We start from the raw sequence: 21,880 nt of genomic DNA on the forward strand, positions 1-21,880 counted from the left end.
TCGGCGCCATGCGGGTCAATGATCTCGTCCTCGCGGTCCTGGTGCTCGCCGGCGCGTGCGTGCTGGCGGGTGCCGCCTGGACCTTGCCTCCGATCCCCGGCCAGCACTATGGCGCCGCGGTGTTCCCGCTCGCCATAGCCGGAGGCTTGTTCCTCTGCGGGGTCGTGCTCGGCCTCGGCGCCTTGCGCGGGGCGCGGGTGCCGTTCGTGACCCGCACCTGGGCTGCCGAGCCCGGTGCCGCATGGCGTGTCGCGGCAACGCTTTCGGCGATCATCTTCTACATGCTCGCCGCGCCGTCCCTCGGCTTCATTGCGACGTCGGCCCTGGTGCTTCTCGGCCTGTTCCTGCTGCTCGGCGTGCGCCTGCCTGTCGCCGCGGCGGCGGCGGGGATCGCCTCGCTCTGTGTTTTCTATGCGTTCGCCCATCTTCTGCGCGTGCCGCTGCCGCACGGCCTCGTCGAGGGGTGGCTCTGATGGGGGCCGTGGAGGCGGGCATCGCCATGGTGATGCGGTTCGACGTCATCCTCACCATCCTCGCGGCAGCGGCCTTCGGCATCGTGGTCGGGGCGATTCCCGGCCTGACCGCGACGATGGCCATCGCGCTCCTCGTGCCCATCACCTTCTTCATGGAGCCGATCCCGGCGGTGGGCGCGATGATCGCCTGCTCGGCGATGGCGATCTTCGCCGGCGACATTCCCTCGACCCTGATGCGCATGCCGGGCACCCCGGCCTCCGCCGCCTATACCGACGAATGCTATGCCATGACCCGCAAGGGCGAGGCGGAGGTGGCGCTCGGCGCCAACGTGCTGTTTTCGGCCCTCGGCGGTCTGTTCGGCACGGCGGTCCTGATCGTCGCCGCGCCGCTTCTGGCCGAGGTGGCCCTGGGCTTCTCCTCGTTCGAATATTTCTGGCTGGCTCTGCTCGGCCTGTCCTGCGCCATCTTCATTGGCACCGGCGCACCGCTGAAGGGGTTGCTCTCGTTGTTGCTCGGCCTGTTCTTCGCGACCATCGGGCTTGACAATCCAGCCGGCATTCCGCGCTTCACGTTCGGAAATGCCGAGCTTTTGAGCGGGGTGGATTTCATCCCCGCAATGATCGGCCTGTTCGCGGTGTCCGAGGTTCTGCGCGCGATGGCGTCGGGGGCGCCGGACTGGGAGATGCGCCAGACGGCCATGCGCAACCCCCTGAAGGGGTGGGGGCGCATGTTCGTCACCTATTGGCCCCAACAACTCCGCGGCAACATCACCGGTACGGCGATCGGCATCCTGCCCGGCGCCGGGGCGGACATCGCCGCCTGGGTGTCCTATGCGATGAGCCGGAAATTCTCCAAGACGCCGGAAAAATTCGGCACCGGCCATGTCGAAGGCATCATCGAGAGCACGTCGTCGAACAACGCCGCATTGGCCGGCGCGTGGGTGCCGGCCTTGGTGTTCGGCATACCGGGCGACAGCATCACCGCGATCGTCATCGGCGTGCTCTATCTCAAGGGGCTCAACCCGGGGCCGACGCTGTTCCTGAACAACCCGCAGGCCATCTATGCGGTGTTCACCATCTTCATTCTCGCCAATCTCGCGATGATCCCGCTCGGCCTCGCCGCGCTGAAGGCGGGGACCGCCCTGCTGCGCGTGCCGCGCAAGCTGATGATGCCGATCATCCTGGTATTCTGCATCGTCGGGGCCTATGCCGTGAACAATTCCGTTTATGGCGTGGTCTTGATGCTCGGCTTCGGGGTGCTCGGCTTCCTGATGGAGGAGCATGGCGTGCCGATCGCGCCCTGCGTGCTCGGAATCGTGCTGGGCAAGCTGTTGGAGGAGGCTTTCGTCACCTCCATGATCAAGGCGGACGGCCAGCTCCTTGCTTTCTTCGAGCGACCGATGGCCGCAGGCCTCGGGGTCCTGACCCTGCTGGTTTTGTGCCTGCCGCTCTTGGGCCGGCTGCGCCGCGCCCTGAGGTCGGCATAGGAATGCGACGGAACAACCTTGGCCGTCGCCGCATTTTCATCGGACGTACACATCCTCCCGCTTGATTCGGCCGGCAAAAACCGGAAATCGTGCGGCCTCACCTCTGGACGTCCCATGGCTCCCACCATCCTGCTCGCCGACATCGGCGGAACCACCACGCGCATCGCCCGCGCCGGACGCGACGGCGCGCCGTTCGATGTGCGGATGGAGGCAAATGACGGCTATGGCGGCCTCGAGGAGCTGTTTGGCGCCTATCTCGCCACTCTTGGCGCGGAACGTCCCCGGGCCGGCGTGTTCGCCATCGCCGGACCGGTAGATGGCGACGACATCCGCATGACCAACCGGTCCTGGAGCTTCAACCGGCCCGCTCTGGCGCGGGCGCTGGGGCTCGACGCCCTCGCCATCCTCAACGATTTCGCTGCGCTCGCGCACGGCATCCCGACGCTCGGTCGCGAGCACCTGGTCCGGGTGGGGGCGGGCCATGACGTTCCGGGTGCGCCGATCCTGGTGTGCGGTCCGGGGACCGGGCTCGGCACGGCCACGCTCCTGCCGCGCCGCGACGGGACGGGCTTCGACGTCCTTCCCGGAGAAGGCGGGCACGTGCGGCTTGGGGCGGTTACTGCGGACGAGGCGCGCGTCATCGCCCATCTGGTCCGCGATCTCGGACCCGTCTCGGTCGAGCATGTGGTGTCCGGCCCCGGTCTCGTGCGCCTGCACCGCATCCTCTCGGGGGAGACCGCGAGTTCGCACGCCATTATTCAAGCCGCGCTCGGCGGGCATCGGCGTGAGCTCGACACCTGCCACGTCTTTCTGCGCGTGCTCGGCCGCATCGCGGGCGATTTCTGCCTGCTGACGATGGCGCGGGGCGGGGTGTTCATTGCCGGCGGCGTGGGCGCTGCGATGGCGCCATTGTTCGCTGGTTCGCCTTTCCGGGCCGCCTTCGAGGACCATCCGCCCTATCACGAACACCTCGCCAATGTCCGCGTGGAGGTTGTGGTTCACCCCACCCCCGGCCTGGCCGGCGCCGCGGAGGTCGGCCGGCGCCTTCTCGCCGCCGACTGAGGAGAGGTCCGCCGGCCTTGGCCCGTGGCCAAGCATGCCCAGATCCGGGCCGCGCCCCGAGGCGCGCTACCCTCTGGCTCTCAGGCGGCGTGCGCCTGCACGGTGCCACAGAAGCGCGCGAGTGCCGCTGCGAGATCCAACGCGGCCGGGGGGGCGCCGTCCGCGACGCCGAGGGCGATCTCCGTGGGCGGCACCGGCGGAAGGCCGTCGGCGGTGCCGAGAATGCGGTGCTCCGCGGTCACGATCCGCCGTTCCAGAACCGCGATGCCCAGACCCGACGCGAGCGCCGCCTGAAGCCCCAGAAGGTTGGGGCTCTCATAGGCGATCCGCCAGGCGAGGCCGGCGGCTTCGAGCGCATGGATCGCCCGGCTGCGATAGAGGCAGCCATGGGTGAAAGCGACCAAGGGCACGGGGTCGAGCGCGGGCAAAGGGTGGTCCGCCCCTGCGATCCAGCATGGCTGCTCCGGCCACACCGCATAAGCCGATCCGCTGCGCGGCTCGCGCTTGTGGAGTGCCACATCGAGATCCCCGCGGGCGAGATCGGCGGAAAGATCGCAGGAGACGCCGCAGCGCACCGCGAGCCGCACCTCTGGCCGTGCCGCTGCGAAGGTCCCGACCGCCCGTGTCAGCGCACTCAAAGCGAAATCGTCTGGAATCCCGAGGCGCAGCGTCACCGGCGCTGTGTGTCCGAGTGCCGCCTTGGCTTCGGCGCTGAGGGCGAGGATCCGGCGCGCATATCCAAGCAGCCGTTCGCCCGGTTCGGTCAGCCGGACCCGGCGCCCGGCCCTGAGGAACAGGGGCTGGCCGGCTTCGGCCTCCAGCCGTTTGATCTGCTGGCTGACCGTGGACTGCGTCCGGTGGACCCGCTCGCCCGCCCGTGTGAAGCCGCCTGCATCCACGACGCTGACGAACGCGCGTAAAAGATCGAGATCGAGCATCGCGGAAAGCCATTCAGATTTTCACTGATAAGCATTGTCACATTCAATTTCCAAATTCAAAGCGTCTGTGGCTTCTGGCACCAGACGGTGTTTCGCCGGATCGCCATTCCCAGAGGCTGCGTGATGCCCTACCGACGAACGGACACCGGGCTGCGGGAAGGAGCCACTCCCATGATCGCCCCGCCGCGCGCCGCGCCCGGCCTCGATGCGACACCGGGCCTGATCGCCCTGTTCTGCATCCTCTGGAGCTCCGCCTTCGCCGTCGGCAAGGTGGCGCTGGCGGATTGTCCGCCATTGCTGCTGCTGGGATTGCGCTTCCTGGTCGCTGCTCTGGTGCTCGGCGGCCTTTGCATGGCGCTCGGACGGTGGCGCCGCCTCTCGCGGCGGGACGCGGGTGTGCTGGTCCTCGCCGGGCTGCTGAACAACGGCCTCTATCTCGGCCTCAGCTTCACCGGAATGACGCAGGTGTCCTCTGGCTTCACAGCCGTGATCATCTCGGCCAATCCGCTCCTGACGGCGCTCCTGGCGGGTCCCGTGCTCGGCGAAAGGCTGAACCGGCGCAAGGCGCTCGGTCTCGTTCTCGGCTTCATCGGCGTGGTCGTGGTCCTGCGTTCGCGGATCGGGGGCGGGCACGAGGCGGTGGCCGGAACCTTGCTGGTGCTCGCCGGCCTGTTCGCGCTGACCGCCGGGACGCTGGTCTATAAGCGCCTGCCGACCGCGTCGGATCTCTGGCAGGGTACGGCGATCCAGCTTCTCGCGGGGTCCCTGGCTTTGCTGCCTGTGGCGCTGCTCACCGAGGATGTCGGGGCTCTCCATGCCACGCCGACCTTCCTCTGGAGCTTCGCCTACATGGTCCTCGGCGTCTCCATGGGCGGTTATGGCCTTTGGTATTTCATCCTCGGCCGATCGAGCGCGACGGAGGCTACGGCCCTTCACTTCCTCATGCCGCCGCTCGGGCTGATGTTCGGCTGGCTGATCCTGGGTGAGACGGTGCCGCTCCTCGATTTGGTCGGCATCGTGCCGATCGCCGCCGGGATCTGGCTGGTCACCCGCTGAACGCCACGTCAGCCGCGGCTTCCAGGGAAGCGACATCGCCGTCGAGCGCGCCGATCGTCTCGGCCAGATGTGCGGGAAAGGGCGCGGCGACGGTCAAGGGCCCACCGCTCCGCGTCACCGGCAGGACGACCCGGCGGGAATGCAGATGCAGCATCGGGCCGCCCGGCAGCCGGGAGGCCCCGCCATAGATCGCATCGCCGAGAATAGGACAGCCGAGATAAGCGAGGTGGGCGCGCAATTGGTGGGTGCGCCCGGTCAGGGGCGACAGCGCGATCACCGCCAGCCCCTCCGCCCGCAGCAGGACCTGCCAGTCGGTCACGGCTTCGAGCGCCCCGGGGCTTCCCGGCGGGACAGCCTGCATCCACCAGCCGCGATGCGGGGAGCGTTTGGCGAGCGGCTGATCGATGCGACCCGCCGGACCCTCCGGCGCGCCGCGGGTGACCGCGACGTAAGTCTTGCCGACGCGCCCCTCCGCAAACAGCTTGTTCAAAAGGGCGATCGCCTTTGGATGGCGGCCGAGCACCAGACAGCCCGACGTGTCCTTGTCCAGCCGATGCGCGAGTTCCGGCCGGCGCGGCAGACCGAAGCGCAGCGCGTCGAGGTGATCATGCAGTGTCGTGCCGCCCTTGGGGCCAGGATGGACCGGCAACCCCGCGGGCTTGTCGAGCACGAGCACCATCCCGTCGCGATGCAGAACGCGCGCGGCAATGAGATCAGAGGAGGCCGTGATGGCGGAAGGCGTCATGATGATGGGCGGCGGAGCCTTCGGAGAAGCAGCAGAAGACCACATGCGACAGGCTGCCGTGCGCGTCCAGCGCTTCCAGCACCGCGCCCACTGCGAGCGGCGCCGCGCGCGCAGCCGGAAATCCGTAAATGCCCGTCGAGATGGCGGGAAAGGCGATCGACTTGAGCCCGTGTTCCGCGGCCAGCACAATTGCGCGCCGGTAGCAGGCGGACAGGAGCGCGTCCTCGTCCGCTCCACCGCCCCGCCAGACCGGACCGACGGCGTGAATGACGTGGCGCGCCGGCAGCCCATAGCCGAGCGTCATCTTGGCGTCGCCCGTTTCACATCCGCCGAACGCCCGGCATTCGGTGAGCAGGCCCGGCCCGGCGGCGCGGTGGATCGCGCCGTCCACGCCGCCGCCGCCGCGCAACGTCGCGTTCGCGGCATTCACAATGGCATCGAGCGCGAGGCGCGTGATGTCGCCGACCACGATGTCGAGCTGGGCGTCCTTTCGGCGGGCGCTGTGGCGGGTGGCCATGCTCATGGGCCTCTCAGGGATACCGCGGCGGCGGCGGTCTCGGAACTGTGATCCCGAGGCGGTCGCGGTTCGCCGTAAGGGAAGAGCGAGTTTATGAATTCGGCTTCGCCCTGTCATCGTTCCGGACCCTGGCTTGATCCGTGTGCTGAAGATCGCCGCCGTCGGCTTCGTCCTGTTCTACCTCTTGCCGATCGGTCTTGCCGGCGCGCTCTGGCTGACGGGCGATGCGCCGCGCGACTGGCGGGCGGCCGACCGCGGCAGCGCCGGCCTCTTGCCGCCGGCCGAGGTGCACCCCGGGGCGGTGGTGCGGGTCTTTGCCGCCCGGACCGTCCGCTGGCGCGGCATCTTCGCCGTCCATAGCTGGATCGTGTTGAAGGAAGCCGGCGCCGCGCGCTACGAGCGTTACGATTACACGGCCTGGGGCGAGCCGATCCGGGTGAATGGCTTCGAGGCAGACGGCCGTTGGTTCGGTCAGGTTCCCGAGCTGGTCTACGCCGCGGACGACGAAGCGGCCGCCCGCCTGATCCCGGGCATCCGCGCGGCGATCCGAAGCTATGGACCGCGGCAGCTGGGCGATTACGCGGCGTGGCCGGGGCCCAATTCCAACACCTTCGTCGCGTCGGTCCTCGCGGCATTGCCCGCCACCGACGCCGTTCTGCCGCCCACTGCGATCGGCAAGGATTACCCGGTCGATGGGCGCTGGATTGCTCGCACCCCCTCCGGCACCGGCATCCGGGTGACGCTGGGCGGGTATCTCGGCTTGACCGCCGGCTGGGTGGAGGGGCTCGAACTGAACATTCTCGGGGCGGTGGCCGGGCTCGACCTGCGCCGCCCGGCGCTGAAGCTGCCGGCGATCGGGCGCGTCGGCATGGCGGCGGTCGACGGCTGAGCCGTTGTTCAGTCCGAGAGTTCGAGCCGGAGGTCGAGGGTCGAGCGGTGGCCGACATCGCCGGCGTGCTTCGAGACGAAGGCATCCGCCGCGGCGCGGCCGAGATCCCGCAAATGCTGGAGGAACGCCCATTCGGCGTTGAGCTTGGAGGACAGATCGAGGTCGGAGAGCTGGTCCGCCCCGCCGATCCGGTGCAGGCGCACGCGGCGGAACCCCGATGTGCCGAGCGTCCAGCGCGTGAGCAGGCCCTGATCGATCAGCTTCGTCACCTGATCGATGGCCCGCAGCTGCGCCAGAAGCGATGCATTGAAAGTGATCTCGTTGATTCGGTTCTGGATGTCGGCCGCCGAACGCGGCGTTTCCTCGCGCAGGATGGGATTGATCTGTACCAGGACGATATCGTCCGCTTCGACATGCTCGTAAAGCGGGAACAGCGGCGGATTGCCCATATAGCCCCCGTCCCAATAGGGCACCCCGTCGATTTCGACCGCCTGGAACAACAGGGGCAGGCAGGCCGAGGCCATCACCGCGTCGGCGGTCATCTCCTCATGGCCGAAGATCCGGGCGCGTCCGGTATGGACGTTGGTCGCGGACACGAAGACCTTGACGTCGGAGCCGCGGATCGCCGCGAAATCGACATGGGCGTCGAGGATTTCGCGCAGAGGATTGATGTTCAGGGGATTGAAGTCGTAGGGCGACAGGAAGCGCGTCGCCACTTCAAAGGCGATATAGGCCGGATTCTTGGCGAGCGACCAATTGCCGAGCAGCCGGTCGAAGGCGGTCCGCTGGAGCGGCGAGAGCCGCCCGTCGCGCGACACGTCACGCCAGAAATTCGCCAAGGCGGCCCGGGCGGAAGCGGGGCCACCGGCCGCGAGGCCGGAGGCCATCACCACGGCATTCATCGCCCCGGCGCTGGTTCCCGTAATGCCGGCGATGGCGAACCGTTCCTCCTCCAGGAGGCGGTCCACCACGCCCCAGGTGAAGGCGCCGTGCGCGCCGCCGCCCTGGAGCGCGAGAGAGATGGGCTTGATGGCGTCTGCGCGGGCCATCACGCCCTCCCGGTCATTCCGCGGTCCAGCCGCCGTCGATCACCTGCATCGTGCCGGTGATGGAGCGCGCGCCATCCGAGGTCAGCCACATGGCGAGATCCGCCACTTCCTCGACCGTCACGAATTCCTTGGTCGGCTGGGCCGCGAGCAGGACGTCGCGCTTCACCTGTTCCTCGGTGATGCCGCGCGCCTTGGCCTGCTCGGGGATCTGGTGCTCGACCAGGGGGGTCCAGACATAGCCGGGGCAGATGGCGTTGCAGGTGATGCCGAAGGTCGCGACTTCGAGCGCGATGGTCTTGGTGAGGCCGGCAATGCCATGCTTGGCCGAGACGTAGGCCGATTTGAAGGGCGAGGCCACGAGCGCATGGGCCGAGGCGGTGTTGATGATCCGACCCCATTTGCGCGCCTTCATGCCGGGGATGGCGGCGCGGCTCGCATAGAAGGCGGCCGAGAGATTGATGGCGATGATCTGATCCCACTTCTCGATCGGGAAGTCTTCGACCGGCGCGACATATTGGATGCCGGCATTGTTGACCAGGACATCGCAGGCGCCGAGTTCGGTCTCGGCGAGCTTCACCATCGCCTCGATCTCTTCGTGCTTCAGCATGTTGGCCGGCGAATAGAGCGCCTTCACCCCGAAATCGGTCTCGATCTTGCTGCGCTCGGTCTCGATCGCGGCGGCATCGCCGAGGCCGTTGATGACGACGTTCGCACCGTCCTTGGCAAAGGCGCGGGCGATCGCAAGCCCGATGCCGCTGGTGGAACCCGTGACGACGGCGACTTTACCTTGCAAGGACATGATTGGTTCCCCATAGCTTGGCGGGTAGGTCGTCGGAACGACCTAAGCCCGGTTTAGCCGAGGGCTGTGACGCCTGCGTCACGCCCTCGGTCCTGTTCGCGACCTTGCCCCTCTCCGGGCGTCGGCGCAACGGCGACCCGCCCTCAGGGCTTGAGACAGACCGCGACCACTTGGCGGACCGGGCTCAAGCATTGGACCGCTGTCCCGCCATCCAGGATGGTGAAGACCGCGACATGCTGCGTTCCGCTGTCCGGATTGACGCAATAGCCGCCGATGATCTGCTCGCCGGTCTGGCAAGCGCTGGAACAGCCGCCGCCCGGGCAATCCTGGGCGCGCAGAGTGACCTGTGCGGACGCGGGACCCGTCGCGCCGACCGGACCCGCCGGACCTGCAGGGCCAGCCGGACCGGCCGGGCCGATCGGTCCTGAAGGTCCAGCCGGACCCGCCGGTCCCGCAGCCCCCACCGGTCCTGCCGGGCCCGCGGGACCCGCCGGTCCGGTCGGGCCTGCTGGGCCTGCCGGACCCGCGGCACCGACCTCGCCTTTCGGCCCCGCCGGCCCGGCCGGGCCCTCGAAGCATCCCGCCAAAGGCAAAGCCAGCGCCGCCAGCAACGCCACCCTCAACATCCGCATGATTACCCTCCCAGCCTCAAAGAACGGTCGCATCCTGCAATGACGCCGCCCCCGCAACAAGCCGAACCGGCGGTGGCAGGATAACGTTCGGCCTCTGTTGCGCGTAACGCCCGGTTTTCGGCGCATCGGCTGGAAAGCGCGCGCCGAAGTCCCTACATTGGCACCATGCCCAACGTGACCCCAGATCCCGCACCGGCCGCGCACGATCACGACCATGCGCAATGTGTCGCGGGAGCGGTCGAACGCGTCGAGCGGCGCTGCGCGGAGCGGGGGCTGCGGCTCACGCCCCTGCGTCGGCGCGTGATGGAAGCTCTGGCCGAGAGCCATGTGCCGCTCGGCGCCTACGAATTGGTCGAGCGGCTGGCCACCAGCGGCGAACGCCCGCCGCCGATGTCGGTTTATCGGGTGCTGGATTTCCTGGTCTCCGAGGGACTCGCGCACCGCATCGAGAGCCGCAATGCATTCCTCGCCTGCGGCCATGCCCACGAGACCGGAGAGGTCGCCCTGTTCCTCATCTGCGAGCGGTGTGGGGCGACCCGGGAAGTGGCGTCTCACGCGCTTGGACGCGATCTCGCCTGGGCGGCGCGCGCGGCCGGCTTCGAGCCGCGCCAAAGGGTGCTCGAACTCGCCGGGCTTTGCGCCCACTGCCGTGGTGCGGCACCGGCCGATGGGCACGATTGACGCGGGCGGCGTCGCGTCCTACGCCTGCGCCGACCCCCCGGGAAGCCGGAGATGAGCATGACGAGCGTGGTTCCAGACGAACTCCTGGAAGCCGGACCGGCCCTGCGCAAGCCCACCGTCGGCGTGCCCGTCGGGCGTGTCTTGGTCGGCGGCGGGGCGCCGGTCGTGGTTCAGTCCATGACCAATACCGACACTGCCGACATTGACGGCACGGTCCGCCAAGTGGCCGCGCTCGCCAAAGCGGGCTCTGAGATCGTCCGCATTACGGTGGACCGCGACGCGGCCGCCGCCGCTGTGCCGCACATCAAGGACAAGCTGCTGCGGATGGGGATCGACGCGCCGTTGGTGGGCGACTTCCACTATATCGGCCACACCCTCCTTGCCGATCACCCGGCCTGCGCCGAGGCGCTGGACAAATACCGCATCAATCCCGGAAATGTCGGGTTCGGCGACAAGAAGGACCGCCAGTTCGCCGCCATCGTCGAGACTGCCATCCGCTACGACAAGCCGGTGCGGATCGGCGCGAACTGGGGCTCCCTCGACAACGAACTTCTCACGCGCCTAATGGACGAAAATGCCCGGCTGCCGCGCCCCGCCGAGGCGCGTGCGGTGACGCGCGAAGCACTGGTCCGCTCGGCGCTCCTGTCCGCGGGGCTCGCGGAGGAGATCGGCCTTCCGCGCACGCGCATCATTCTCTCAGCCAAAGTCTCGGCCGTGCAGGATCTGATCGCGGTCTATTCCGAACTCTCGCGCCGCTCGGATTATGCGCTGCATCTCGGCCTCACCGAAGCGGGCATGGGCTCGAAGGGCATCGTCGCCTCGACTGCCGCGATGGGCGTGGTCCTGCAGGCCGGCATCGGCGACACGATCCGCGTCTCGCTCACCCCGGAGCCGAACGGCGATCGCACCCGCGAGGTGCAGGTGGCGCAGGAAATCCTCCAGACCATGGGATTGCGCACCTTCGTTCCTTTGGTCGCGGCCTGCCCCGGCTGCGGACGCACCACCTCGACCGTGTTCCAGGAGCTTGCCCAGAGCGTGCAGGACATGATCCGCACGCGCATGCCGGAATGGAAGAAGTCCTATCCTGGCGTGGAGGCGCTGAACGTTGCGGTGATGGGGTGCATCGTGAATGGGCCGGGGGAGAGCAAGCATGCCGATATCGGCATTTCGCTGCCCGGGACCGGCGAAAGCCCCTCCGCGCCTGTCTTCATGGACGGCAAGAAGGTCGCGACGCTGCGCGGACCCAACATCCAGGAGGATTTCCGGGTGATGGTCGAGGACTATGTCGCCCGGCGCTTCGGATTGGCTCGCCCGGCGCCGGCTGACGCTGCGGAATAACGCCATTCTCCTGCCAGACGGGGCTGGCATCAAGCTGCGGTCAACGGAGATCGCCGCTTATGATGTGTTGTCGACTTTTCTCCCGCTTGCCGTCCGCGGAGCGCACCCGTCCCGCGAAGGGGCATGCGGCATCCGCCGCCCTCGGCGCGATCGCGGCGCTCGCTTTGCCGTTCGCCGCCATCCCGCCGCTGTCCGCGCAAGAAGCTCCCGAACAGGAGGCGACCAGCACGAGCTCCGCACAGGTGCGCGCAGGGACCTATGCCGCCGATCCCGCCCACACCCGCATCACGTGGAGCGTCAGTCATCTCGGCTTCTCGACCTATAGCGGCCTTCTTCCGGCGGTTGAGGGCACATTGGTTCTGGACGAGGACGATACCGACAAGAGCCGCGTCGAGGTGACGGTGCCGGTGGCGCGCGCGGGAACGCTCGATCCGGAACTCGACGCCCATTTGAAGACGTCCGACTTCTTCGACAGCGCCAAATATCCGACCGCGACCTTCAGATCGACACGTATCGAGGCGGCGGGCCGGACCGCGCGCATCACCGGTGACCTGACCCTGCGCGGCGTCACCCGGCCGGTCACCTTGGACGTGACGTTCCGTCGGGCGGGTCCGCGGCCGACCGACAAGGCCTATGCGGTCGGCTTCGATGCCACAGCGACGATCAAACGCTCCGATTTCGGCATGACGGCTTTCCTGCCGCTCGTCGGGGACGCGGTCGATCTGCGTATAGAGGCTGAATTCCTCGCGAAATAACGTCGGTTTTCGCCGCCGGCGTGGTTTTCTCACCGGATTTTGCACGCGCCGGCCCCTCCCGGCCTTGTTTCTGCCGTCGCCTCAAGGGTGATTATCGGCTATGGCGCTTTTCATTCTTCCCCTGCCGCCGTTTCGGAGCCCCGCAATGCTGTTGAAGGTCCGCCGCCTCGCCCTCGCTCTTGCTGTGCTCGCCGCGGCGAGCCCGGCATATGCGCAGCCGGCACCGGCGCCTTTCCGGGCGGCAGCGTCGCTCCTCGGCGAGCCGAAATACCCGCCGGACTTCAAACACTTCGATTATGTGAACCCGAACGCTCCGAAGGGCGGGCTGGTGCGCTTTTCCGAGACCGGCACTTTTGACAGCTTCAATGCCATCATTCCGCGCGGTGCCGTCGCGGCCGGCATCGGCTTGATCTACGACACCCTCACCACCCAGTCGCACGACGAGGTGGCGACCGCCTACGGGTTGGTCGCCGAGGGCCTGTCCTATCCCGACGACTTTTCGACCGTCACCTATCGGCTCCGCGAGAATGCCAAATGGCATGATGGGCAGCCGATCACGGCCGACGATGTCGTCTGGTCGTTCGAGGTTCTGACCAAGAACAATCCCGGCCAGGCCTTCTATTATCGCCACGTGAAGAGCGTGGAGAAAACCGGCGAGCGGGACGTCACCTTCACGTTCGACCAGGGCGGGAACCGCGAACTGCCTCAGATCGTCGGCGAGATGATGGTGCTGCCGAAGCATTGGTGGACAGGCACCGACGCGGGTGGAAAGCCGCGCGATATCACGCAAGGCACGCTCGAGGCGCCGCTTGGCTCGGGACCCTACCGGGTCAAATCCTTCGTGCCCGGACGTACCGTGTCCTATGAGCGGGTGGACACCTATTGGGGCAAGGATCTGCCGGTCAATATCGGGTCGAACAATTTCGACGAGATCCGCTACGAATATTACCGCGACGAAACCGTGGAGCTCGAAGCCTTCAAGGCCGACCACTACGATTTCCGTGTCGAGGCGTCCGCCAAGAACTGGGCGACGGCCTATAATTTTCCGGCCAAGAACGAGGGCAAGGTGGTGCTCGAAATGTTCGAGAACCGCGCCTCGGGGGTCATGCAGGCCTTCGTGCCGAACCTGCGCCGGCCGAAATTCGAGGATCCGCGGGTCCGCCGGGCTCTGAATTATGCTCTCGATTTCGAGGGCATGAACCACACCTTGTTCTTCGACCAATACACCCGGATCTCCAGCTATTTTTCCGGCACCGAACTCGCGTCGAGCGGCACGCCGAGCGGCGAGGAGCTGGAATTCCTGAACGCCATCAAAGACAAGGTGCCGGAGGAGCTGTTCACCAAGACCTATACCAATCCCGTCACACGCAACGAGGAGGATCGCCGCGCCAATCTGCGTGCCGCGTTCGACTTGCTGCGACAGGCCGGATGGACGGTCCGGGACGAGGTCAATCCCGATCATCCCCCGTCTTTCTTCGACAAGATCCTGATCGCCGTCGGTCTGTCGAAGCCGATCACCCGCCGCACCCTGCGCAATGCGGCCGGAGAACCCTTTACCATCGAAATTTTGATCAATAGCCCGGCCTTCGAGCGCGTCGCCCTGTTCTATAAGCCGGGCCTGGAGCGGCTCGGCATGCAGGTGAGCGTGCGGATGGTGGATTCCTCCCAATATATCAACCGGATTCGGGCCCGGGATTTCGACATGATCATCGCCGCCTGGGGCCAGTCTCTGTCGCCGGGCAACGAGCAGCGGGAATATTGGGGCTCGGAAAGCGCCAAACGGGATGGATCGCGCAACTATGCCGGGATCGCCAATCCCGCCGTCGATCACCTGATCGACAAGGTGATCTATGCCGAGAATCGCGACCAGCTGATCGCGGCGACCCGGGCACTCGATCGGGTTCTGCTGTGGAATGATTACGTCATCCCGGCCTGGACGCTCCGCTTCACCCGCACGGCCCGCTGGGACCGGTTCGCGCGGCCCGACACCCTGCCGAAATACAGCTTCGACTTCCCGTCCATCTGGTGGTGGGACGCGGCCAAGGCGGCGAAGATCGGAGCCGTGCCGCAATGACCGCCGCGGTTCTGGTGCCCACCCGGCGCAGTGTGCTGCGCTTTGCCGCCGGTGCGGCCACGGTGGCGCTGGCGCGGCCGGCCTTCGGCCAGGAGGCCGGCGTTTCGGCCCCTTCGGCCCCTTCGGCCCCTTCGGTCTCGGTGGGGGAGGGCGGCGAGCGGCACGGCCTGTCCGCCTTCGGAGAGCTGAAATATCCCGCCGATTTCCCCCATTTCGATTATGTCAAACCGGACGCCCCCAAGGGCGGCGCGTTTTCGCTGATCGGCCCGCGCGCGGCTTACAACCAATCCTATCAGACCTTCAATTCGCTGAACGGCTACATCCTGCGCGGTGACGCGGCCCAGGGCGTCGCGTTGATCTTCGACAGCCTGATGGCGCGGGCATCCGACGAGCCCGATTCGCTGTACGGTCTCGTGGCGTCCGGCGTGAGCGTGAGCGAGGGGGGGCAGCTTTATCGCTTCACTTTGCGCCCGGAAGCGCGGTTCCACGATGGAACCCCGCTCACCGCCGACGACGTCGTGTTCTCCCTGACCACCCTGAAGGCGGAGGGGCATCCCCTCATTCGCCAGGGGCTGCGGGACTTTTTGGACGCAGAGGCCGAGGGTCCGGGCCGTGTCGCGGTGCGCTTCACCGCGCAGCGGGCGCGCGACGTTCCGCTCTACGCCGCGAGCCTGCCGATCTTCTCCAAGGCCTATTACGCCACACACAAATTCGAAGAGACCACGCTCGATCCGCCTCTCGGATCCGGGCCGTACCGGATCGGCCGGTTCGAGAGCGGACGCTACATCGAATATGACCGGGTCCCGACCTATTGGGGAGCGGGGTTGCCGGTCAATCGCGGCCGATTCAATTTCGACGTCGTACGGTACGAGTATTTCCGGGACCGCGACGTCGGTTTCGAGGCCTTCAAGGCGCATGCTTATCTGTTCCGGGAGGAGTTCACCTCGCGGACCTGGGCGACGCAATACGATTTTCCCGCGCTGAAGGACGGCCGGGTGAAGCGCGATGTGCTGCCCGACGAGACTCCCTCGGGCGCGCAGGGCTGGTTCTTCAACACCCGCCGTCAAAAATTTTCCGATCGCAAGGTGCGCGAGGCGCTCGCCCTCGCCTTCGATTTCGAGTGGACCAACAGGAACCTGATGTTCGGCCAATACGATCGGACAGTGTCCTTCTTCCAGAATTCCGATTTGATGGCCGAGGGCAAGCCCTCCGCCGCCGAGGAAGACCTGCTCGCGCCCTATCGTGCCCAATTGCCGGCCGAGGTGTTCGGCGATCCATATGTGCCGCCGGTCGGGGATGGCTCGGGCCAGGACCGCGCGATGCTGCGCCGCGCCGCCGCTTTGCTCAAGGAGGCCGGGTATCAGGTGAAGCAGGGTCGGTTGGTCGATGCGAACGATCAGCCGCTCACGATCGAATTCCTGGACGACGATGGATCCTTCGAACGCCACACCTCGCGCTTCATCGGCAATCTCAAGGTGCTCGGCATCGATGCGTCCTTTCGCGTCGTCGATCCCGCGCAATATCAGGCGCGGCTGAAGGATTTCGACTTCGACGTGGTGGTTCGGCGCTATTCCGTCTCCGTCAGTCCGGGAGAGGAGTTGCGGGCATTTTTCGGCAGCGAGGCGGCAGGCATGCGCGGCTCCAACAATCTCTCGGGGATTTCGGACAGCGCGGTCGACGGGCTGATCGCCGCAGCGCTCGCGGCGCAGACGCGCGCCGAACTCGTGACTGCCTGCCGCGCGCTCGACCGTGTGCTGCGCGCGGGCCGCTATTGGATCCCGCAATGGTACAAGGCGTCCCACTGGGTCGCTTATTGGGACGTGTTCGCCCGTCCCGGCACCCAGCCGAAATACGACACCGGCATCCTCGACACCTGGTGGACGCGCTCCGGTGCCCCCGCCGGTGCGCCCGCCGTGGCGAAGGACGGTTGACGCGCGCCGTGCCGGCCCGCACCGTCACCTAGGATCCGGAGGCCAGATGCTCGCTTACATTCTTCGTCGCATCGCCCTGATGGTGCCGACCATTCTCGGCATCATGCTGGTGTCGTTCGTCGTCGTGCAGTTCGCGCCCGGCGGTCCGGTGGAGCGCGTGATCGCCCAATTGACCGGCGATGACGTCTCGGCGACCGCCCGCGTATCCGGCGGCGGGGGCGACTTTTCCGGGGGGGCCGCGCCTCCCGGTGGCGGAATGGATGCTTCGGCCTCCAAATATCGCGGGGCGCAGGGGCTCGATCCGAAATTCATCAAGGAGCTGGAGAAGCAGTTCGGATTCGACAAGCCGGCCCACGAGCGGTTCCTGCTGATGATCTGGAACTATGCGCAGTTCGATTTCGGGCGCTCCTATTTCCGCGACATCCGCGTCCTCGACCTGATCGCCGAGAAACTGCCGGTCTCGATCTCGCTCGGCCTATGGATGACGCTGCTCACGTATCTGATCTCGATTCCGCTCGGCATCTCCAAGGCGATGCGCGACGGGTCGCGCTTCGACGTCTGGACCTCTGGGGTGATCATCGTAGGCTATGCGATCCCCTCCTTCCTGTTCGCGATCCTCTTGATCATCCTGTTCGCCGGCGGTTCTTTCCTCGATTGGTTCCCGCTGCGCGGCCTGACCTCGGACAATTGGGCGGACCTGTCCTGGCCGGAGCGCATCCTCGATTATGGCTGGCACTTGGTCCTGCCTCTCACCTCCATGGTGCTCGGCGCCTTCGCAACGATGACGTTGCTCACCAAGAATTCGTTCCTGGAAGAGATCCGCAAGCAATATGTCACGACCGCCCGCATGAAGGGCCTGGGCGAGCGCAAGGTCCTGTATGGTCACGTCTTTCGGAACGCCATGCTGATCGTGATCGCGGGCTTCCCCAGCGCCTTCATTTCGGCCTTCTTCACCGGATCTCTGCTGATCGAAACCATCTTTTCGCTCGACGGCCTGGGGCTGCTCGGCTTTGAAAGCGTGCTGAACCGCGACTATCCCGTGGTGTTCGGCACGCTCTACATCTTTTCCCTCGCCGGGCTGATCATCGGCTTGGTCTCCGATCTGACTTATATGGTCGTCGATCCGCGCATCGACTTCGAGACGCGGGAGGTCTGACCCATGGACACCCGCACCGATTCGGCTCCCGCCGCCACGCTGCCGCCCGCCGCCAAGGTGAAGAAGGATTGGCTGTCGCCGCTCAATCGCCGGCGCCTGCGGAATTTCCGCGGCAACAGGCGGGGCTGGTGGTCCTTCTGCCTGTTCATGGTGCTGTTCGTGGGCAGCCTGTTCGCCGAATTCCTCGCCAATGACCGGCCGATTCTGGTGGAATATGACGGCGCCTATTACATGCCGGTCTTCCACGATTATCCCGAGACCCGGTTCGGCGGAGATTTCGAGACCACGACCGATTTCCGCGACCCGTTCGTCCAGCGCCTGATCGCCGAGAAGGGCGGGTGGATGGTCTGGCCGCCGGTCCGTTTCTCCTATTCCACCCACAATCTCGATCTGCCCACCCCTGCGCCGTCGCCGCCGACCTGGATGCTGACCGAGGCCCAGTGCAAGACGGTGGCGGAGCGCAAGGGGGTGTCGGGCTGCGCCGGCCTCGAATACAATTGGCTCGGCACCGACGACCAAGGCCGCGACGTGCTGGCCCGGCTGATCTATGGCTTCCGGATCTCGGTCCTGTTCGGGCTCGCTCTGACCATCGTCTCTTCGGTCGTGGGCGTGGCGGCGGGGGCGGTGCAGGGCTATTTCGGCGGCTGGGTGGATCTCCTGTTCCAGCGCTTCATTGAAATCTGGACCTCGATTCCCTCGCTCTATCTCCTTCTCATCGTCTCTTCCGTGCTGGTGCCGGGATTCTGGGTTCTGCTCGGCATTCTGCTCCTGTTCTCCTGGGTCTCGCTCGTCGGGCTGGTGCGGGCAGAGTTTCTGCGGGCGCGCAATTTCGAATATGTTCAGGCGGCGCGGGCGCTCGGCGTCGGCAACTTCACCATCATGATGCGGCACCTTCTGCCCAATGCGATGGTAGCGACGCTCACCTTCCTGCCGTTCATCCTCTCCTCGTCGGTCATGACATTGACCGCGCTGGACTTTCTCGGCTTCGGACTGCCCCCGGGGTCACCTTCGCTCGGCGAGTTGCTGGCGCAGGGCAAGGCGAACGTCCAGGCGCCTTGGCTCGGCCTCACCGGCTTCTTCACGGTGGCGCTGATGCTGAGCCTGCTCATCTTTGTCGGCGAGGCGATCCGCGACGCCTTCGATCCGCGAAAGACCTTCACGTGACGAGAAGCAATTGCGTTCCCGCGCGGCGATCTGCGTACCCGTCTCCGAAGGAGGTTTTCGCCGATGTCCGTTGAGCCCCTTCTGTCCGTCCAAGACCTTTCCGTCGCCTTCCGTCGCGTGGATGGACCGCCTGCCCTGGCGGTGGACCGGGTCTCCTTCGATGTGAAGCCGGGCGAGACCGTGGCTTTGGTCGGCGAATCGGGGTCGGGCAAGTCGGTCACCGCTTTGTCGGTCCTCAAGCTCTTGCCCTATCCCTCCGCAAGCCACCCTTCCGGGCGCATCCTGTTCAAAGGCCGCGATCTGCTCGCGCTTCCCGAGCGTGATCTGCGCGCGGTGCGCGGCAACGACGTCACCATGGTGTTCCAGGAGCCCATGACGTCGCTCAATCCGCTGCATACGATCGAGAAACAGATCGGGGAGATGCTGCTTTTGCACACCGGTCTCACCGGTCAGGCGGCGAAGGCACGGATTGTCGAATTGTTGCACGAGGTCGGCATTCCCGAGCCGGAAAGCCGGCTCGGCGCCTTCCCCCATCAACTCTCCGGCGGCCAGCGCCAGCGCGTCATGATCGCCATGGCGCTCGCCAACGAGCCCGATCTCCTGATCGCGGACGAACCGACCACGGCGCTCGACGTCACGGTCCAGGCGCAGATCCTGCGCCTGCTCAAGCAGCTCCAGGCCCGGCTCGGCATGGCGATGCTGTTCATCACCCATGACCTCGGTATCGTCCGTAAGATCGCCGATCGGGTCTGCGTGATGCAGCATGGGCAGATCGTCGAGCAGGGTGGGACTGAGGAGACGTTCAGCAACCCGCAGCACCCTTATACGAAGGCGCTGCTCCAGGCCGAGCCCAAGCCCGATCCGGCCCCGGCGGCACCAGAGGCGCCGATCGTGGTCGCGGCAGAGGGGCTGAAGGTCCATTTTCCCATCAAGCGCGGGATCCTGCGTCGAACCGTCGGTCATGTGAAAGCGGTGGACGGCGTGACCCTCGCCATCCATCAGGGCGAGACGCTCGGCGTGGTCGGCGAATCGGGATCCGGGAAGACCACGCTCGGCCTCGCTTTGATGCGGCTGATTTCGAGTGAGGGGCCGATCGCCTTTCTCGGCCAACGGATCGACGGCCTCAAGTTTGCGGGCATGCGACCGTTGCGGCGGGACATGCAGATCGTGTTCCAGGATCCGTACGGCGCGCTGTCCCCCCGTATGTCTGTCGCCGACATCGTGGCCGAAGGCCTCGAAATCCACCAAAAGCAGCTGTCGTCGGAGGCGCGCGAAGCGCGGGTGATCGCCGCCTTGTCGGATGTCGGCCTCGATCCAGAAAGCCGCTACCGCTACCCCCATGAGTTTTCCGGCGGGCAGCGCCAGCGCATTTCGATCGCCCGCGCCATGGCGCTCGAACCCTCTTTCGTGGTGTTGGATGAGCCGACCAGCGCGCTCGACATGCTGGTCCAGGCGCAGATCGTCGATCTGTTGCGCGCACTTCAGAAGCGGCGAAACTTGACCTACATGTTCATTTCGCACGATCTGCGGGTGGTCTCGGCGCTGGCGAGCCGCATTCTGGTGATGCGCAACGGCAAGGTGGTGGAGGAAGGCCCGGCTCGCGATGTCTTCCGGCATCCGCGCGAGGACTACACCAAGGCGCTGTTCGCGGCCGCCTTCAATCTCGACGCGACCAATGCCGGGAGCGTCGCACAATGAGCGGTGCGCCCGCTGTCCCGGCCGATGCCGCGGCCGACGCTGTCCTTTCACCGCCCGAAATTCTCGCCGACGCCTATCTCACATACGAGCATTACAAGGTCAGCCTCACCCACGCCGACGGCAGTCGGGCGGTTCTGCAACGTGACGTGGTGCGCGTCGGGGCTGTCGTGGGCATTTTGTGCCTCGACCTCGCGCGCGACTGCATCGTCCTGATCCGCCAGTTCCGTCTCGCCGCCCATCTCGCGACTGGCCGCGGGCAGATGGTGGAGCTTCCGGCGGGCCGGGTGGATCCGGGGGAGGACAGGGCGGAGGCCGCGCGGCGCGAATGCGTCGAGGAGACCGGCCTGACGCCGCTTCGGCTGTTTCCGATGTTCGAGCTGATGTCCACGCCTGGGGTGATCGACGAACATTGTGCGCTGTTCCTCGCTCTTGTCGACGCGTCGACCTTGCCGGCCCGTGCAGGCCTTGCGACCGAGAGCGAGGTGACCGTCCCGTTTGCCGTCCCGGTCGACGTCGCGCTGCGGCTTCTCGACGAGGGCGGTTGCGTGAACGGCTATCTCCTTCTCGCCTTGCAATGGCTGGCGCTCAATCGCGCCCGGATCGATTTTACCGGCTGAGCCGGTCAGGGTCCGACCCGAAGCGCGCAAGGTCGAATCGGGCGACGTCGCAAAGCAGATCGATAAAGGCGCGCGCCCCATGCTCGACCGCCACGCGGCCGCTCTCCGCAGTGGCACGCGCCGCGTTTCCCATCGCACCGGTCGGGTGGAGGTCCTCGCTCATCCAGCCCAAGCCGACGGGATGGTTCGCCCGTAGCCGGGTGAAGGTCCGCTCCATCTCGGTGCTCCAGGGCCGGAAGTCGGCGGCTTTCGTCATATCCACAAGGTCGGGACGGAAGACCAGCATCAGCGCGGTCTCGATCTCTCCGCCATGGATTCCGTGTGCGCGTTCGGCATCGCTGAACACGCCCTCGGGATAGCCCAGCCGGTGCATCGAGCAGGTCACGGCGAGCATGGCGTGCCGCTCTCGTGCGCGCCGCGCCAGCAGGTCGATGACCGGGACGTTGCCGCCGTGCGTGTTCAGGACGACGAGGCGGCGGACGCCCGCGCGGGACAGGTCCGCGACGATCTCACCCCATACGGCCAAGGCCGTCTCCGGCGCCAGCGACAGGGTGCCCGCAAACGATCTGTGCTCGGCCGAGGCGCCGACCGACTGGATCGGGAGGAAGAAGACCGGGGCGGCCGGAAGAAGGGGAAGGATGGCGGCGATATAGCCTTCGGCGATGAACATGTCGGTGCCGAGCGGCAGATGCGGCCCATGCTGCTCGACCGCCGCAACCGGGAGGATGGCGATGGCATCCGCGGGTGCCGCCAGCTCCAATTCCGTGGCGGAAAGCTCGGTCCAGAATCGTTTCATCGCGTCCCCTCGATCTCGCGCAC

General features: G+C 66.6%; 21 protein-coding genes. 14 read left to right on the forward strand and 7 right to left on the reverse strand.

All coding sequences use genetic code 11. The features are described 5' to 3' along the window. Positions 1 to 8 precede the first annotated feature (8 nt). The 3 genes from EDC64_RS04570 to EDC64_RS04580 all read left to right on the forward strand — a co-directional run bounded on the left by EDC64_RS04570 (position 9) and on the right by EDC64_RS04580 (position 3,022). Positions 9 to 473: a tripartite tricarboxylate transporter TctB family protein gene (locus tag EDC64_RS04570; RefSeq protein WP_132030081.1), complete on the forward strand. Its 465-nt coding sequence runs from the start codon at positions 9 to 11 to the stop codon at positions 471 to 473. Further along, complete coding sequence (locus tag EDC64_RS04575; protein WP_132030082.1) at positions 473 to 1,960, forward strand: tripartite tricarboxylate transporter permease; 1,488 nt, start codon at positions 473 to 475, stop codon at positions 1,958 to 1,960. The genes EDC64_RS04570 and EDC64_RS04575 overlap by 1 nt, the downstream gene beginning before the upstream one ends. A gap of 114 nt (positions 1,961 to 2,074) precedes the next feature. Next, positions 2,075 to 3,022, forward strand: a complete 948-nt coding sequence (locus EDC64_RS04580; protein WP_132030083.1) for a glucokinase — start codon at positions 2,075 to 2,077, stop codon at positions 3,020 to 3,022. A gap of 80 nt (positions 3,023 to 3,102) precedes the next feature. On the opposite strand, the gene EDC64_RS04585 is transcribed toward EDC64_RS04580, so the two are convergent. Beyond that, positions 3,103 to 3,960, reverse strand: coding sequence for a LysR substrate-binding domain-containing protein (locus EDC64_RS04585; protein ID WP_132030084.1), 858 nt, complete (start codon positions 3,958 to 3,960; stop codon positions 3,103 to 3,105). 171 nt (positions 3,961 to 4,131) lie between these two features. Here EDC64_RS04585 and EDC64_RS04590 point away from each other — a divergent pair, with 171 nt between their 5' ends. Next, the gene (locus tag EDC64_RS04590; RefSeq protein WP_132030085.1) at positions 4,132 to 5,016 is read left to right on the forward strand and encodes a DMT family transporter; all 885 of its coding nucleotides are present in this window, start codon (positions 4,132 to 4,134) and stop codon (positions 5,014 to 5,016) included. Here the strand turns inward: EDC64_RS04590 and EDC64_RS04595 are convergent. Continuing rightward, a complete protein-coding gene (locus tag EDC64_RS04595; RefSeq protein ID WP_132030086.1) occupies positions 5,006 to 5,761 on the reverse strand; it encodes an RluA family pseudouridine synthase in 756 nt (251 codons plus the stop codon). The genes EDC64_RS04590 and EDC64_RS04595 overlap by 11 nt on opposite strands. After that, positions 5,730 to 6,284 (reverse strand): O-acetyl-ADP-ribose deacetylase, encoded by a 555-nt coding sequence (locus EDC64_RS04600; RefSeq protein WP_245504537.1) that lies wholly within the window; start codon positions 6,282 to 6,284, stop codon positions 5,730 to 5,732. Before EDC64_RS04600 ends, EDC64_RS04595 begins: the two co-directional genes overlap by 32 nt. Before the next feature lie 136 nt (positions 6,285 to 6,420). On the opposite strand from EDC64_RS04600, the gene EDC64_RS04605 reads away from it, so the two are divergent. Continuing rightward, positions 6,421 to 7,167: a DUF3750 domain-containing protein gene (locus tag EDC64_RS04605; RefSeq protein WP_245504561.1), complete on the forward strand. Its 747-nt coding sequence runs from the start codon at positions 6,421 to 6,423 to the stop codon at positions 7,165 to 7,167. 8 nt (positions 7,168 to 7,175) lie between these two features. On the opposite strand, the gene EDC64_RS04610 is transcribed toward EDC64_RS04605, so the two are convergent. The 3 genes from EDC64_RS04610 to EDC64_RS04620 all read right to left on the reverse strand — a co-directional run bounded on the left by EDC64_RS04610 (position 7,176) and on the right by EDC64_RS04620 (position 9,647). Continuing rightward, on the reverse strand, positions 7,176 to 8,216 hold the full coding sequence (locus EDC64_RS04610) for a patatin-like phospholipase family protein (protein ID WP_132030088.1): 1,041 nt from the start codon (positions 8,214 to 8,216) through the stop codon (positions 7,176 to 7,178). Between the two features lie 13 nt (positions 8,217 to 8,229). After that, positions 8,230 to 9,015: a 3-hydroxybutyrate dehydrogenase gene (locus tag EDC64_RS04615; protein WP_132030089.1), complete on the reverse strand. Its 786-nt coding sequence runs from the start codon at positions 9,013 to 9,015 to the stop codon at positions 8,230 to 8,232. 143 nt (positions 9,016 to 9,158) lie between these two features. After that, positions 9,159 to 9,647, reverse strand: coding sequence for a hypothetical protein (locus EDC64_RS04620; protein WP_132030090.1), 489 nt, complete (start codon positions 9,645 to 9,647; stop codon positions 9,159 to 9,161). A gap of 165 nt (positions 9,648 to 9,812) precedes the next feature. On the opposite strand from EDC64_RS04620, the gene EDC64_RS04625 reads away from it, so the two are divergent. From EDC64_RS04625 to EDC64_RS04665, 9 genes are all read left to right on the forward strand, one after another. Further along, entirely contained in the window at positions 9,813 to 10,328 is a 516-nt protein-coding gene (locus EDC64_RS04625) for a Fur family transcriptional regulator (protein WP_132030091.1), read from the forward strand. Between the two features lie 57 nt (positions 10,329 to 10,385). Further along, positions 10,386 to 11,666, forward strand: a complete 1,281-nt coding sequence (gene ispG / locus EDC64_RS04630) for a flavodoxin-dependent (E)-4-hydroxy-3-methylbut-2-enyl-diphosphate synthase (protein WP_132030415.1) — start codon at positions 10,386 to 10,388, stop codon at positions 11,664 to 11,666. A gap of 86 nt (positions 11,667 to 11,752) precedes the next feature. After that, the gene (locus tag EDC64_RS04635) at positions 11,753 to 12,421 is read left to right on the forward strand and encodes a YceI family protein (RefSeq protein ID WP_245504538.1); all 669 of its coding nucleotides are present in this window, start codon (positions 11,753 to 11,755) and stop codon (positions 12,419 to 12,421) included. 145 nt (positions 12,422 to 12,566) lie between these two features. Continuing rightward, positions 12,567 to 14,495 carry an extracellular solute-binding protein gene (locus tag EDC64_RS04640; RefSeq protein ID WP_132030092.1) on the forward strand — a complete coding sequence of 643 codons (1,929 nt, stop codon included), beginning with the start codon at positions 12,567 to 12,569 and terminating at the stop codon, positions 14,493 to 14,495. After that, a complete protein-coding gene (locus EDC64_RS04645) occupies positions 14,492 to 16,426 on the forward strand; it encodes an extracellular solute-binding protein (protein ID WP_132030093.1) in 1,935 nt (644 codons plus the stop codon). Before EDC64_RS04640 ends, EDC64_RS04645 begins: the two co-directional genes overlap by 4 nt. Positions 16,427 to 16,472: 46 nt before the next feature. Further along, positions 16,473 to 17,582, forward strand: a complete 1,110-nt coding sequence (locus tag EDC64_RS04650; RefSeq protein WP_132030094.1) for a microcin C ABC transporter permease YejB — start codon at positions 16,473 to 16,475, stop codon at positions 17,580 to 17,582. A 3-nt stretch (positions 17,583 to 17,585) separates the two neighbouring features. After that, the gene (locus EDC64_RS04655) at positions 17,586 to 18,746 is read left to right on the forward strand and encodes an ABC transporter permease (RefSeq protein WP_132030095.1); all 1,161 of its coding nucleotides are present in this window, start codon (positions 17,586 to 17,588) and stop codon (positions 18,744 to 18,746) included. 63 nt (positions 18,747 to 18,809) lie between these two features. Then, positions 18,810 to 20,444, forward strand: coding sequence for an ABC transporter ATP-binding protein (locus EDC64_RS04660; protein WP_132030096.1), 1,635 nt, complete (start codon positions 18,810 to 18,812; stop codon positions 20,442 to 20,444). Beyond that, positions 20,441 to 21,061, forward strand: coding sequence for an NUDIX domain-containing protein (locus EDC64_RS04665; RefSeq protein WP_132030097.1), 621 nt, complete (start codon positions 20,441 to 20,443; stop codon positions 21,059 to 21,061). Before EDC64_RS04660 ends, EDC64_RS04665 begins: the two co-directional genes overlap by 4 nt. On the opposite strand, the gene EDC64_RS04670 is transcribed toward EDC64_RS04665, so the two are convergent. Then, positions 21,051 to 21,857 (reverse strand): creatininase family protein, encoded by an 807-nt coding sequence (locus EDC64_RS04670; protein ID WP_132030098.1) that lies wholly within the window; start codon positions 21,855 to 21,857, stop codon positions 21,051 to 21,053. The two genes, EDC64_RS04665 and EDC64_RS04670, sit on opposite strands and share 11 nt — an antisense overlap. Between the last annotated feature and the right edge of the window lie 23 nt (positions 21,858 to 21,880).

Origin of the sequence: Aquabacter spiritensis (assembly GCF_004346185.1) — a bacterium.
GTDB lineage: Bacteria > Pseudomonadota > Alphaproteobacteria > Rhizobiales > Xanthobacteraceae > Aquabacter > Aquabacter spiritensis.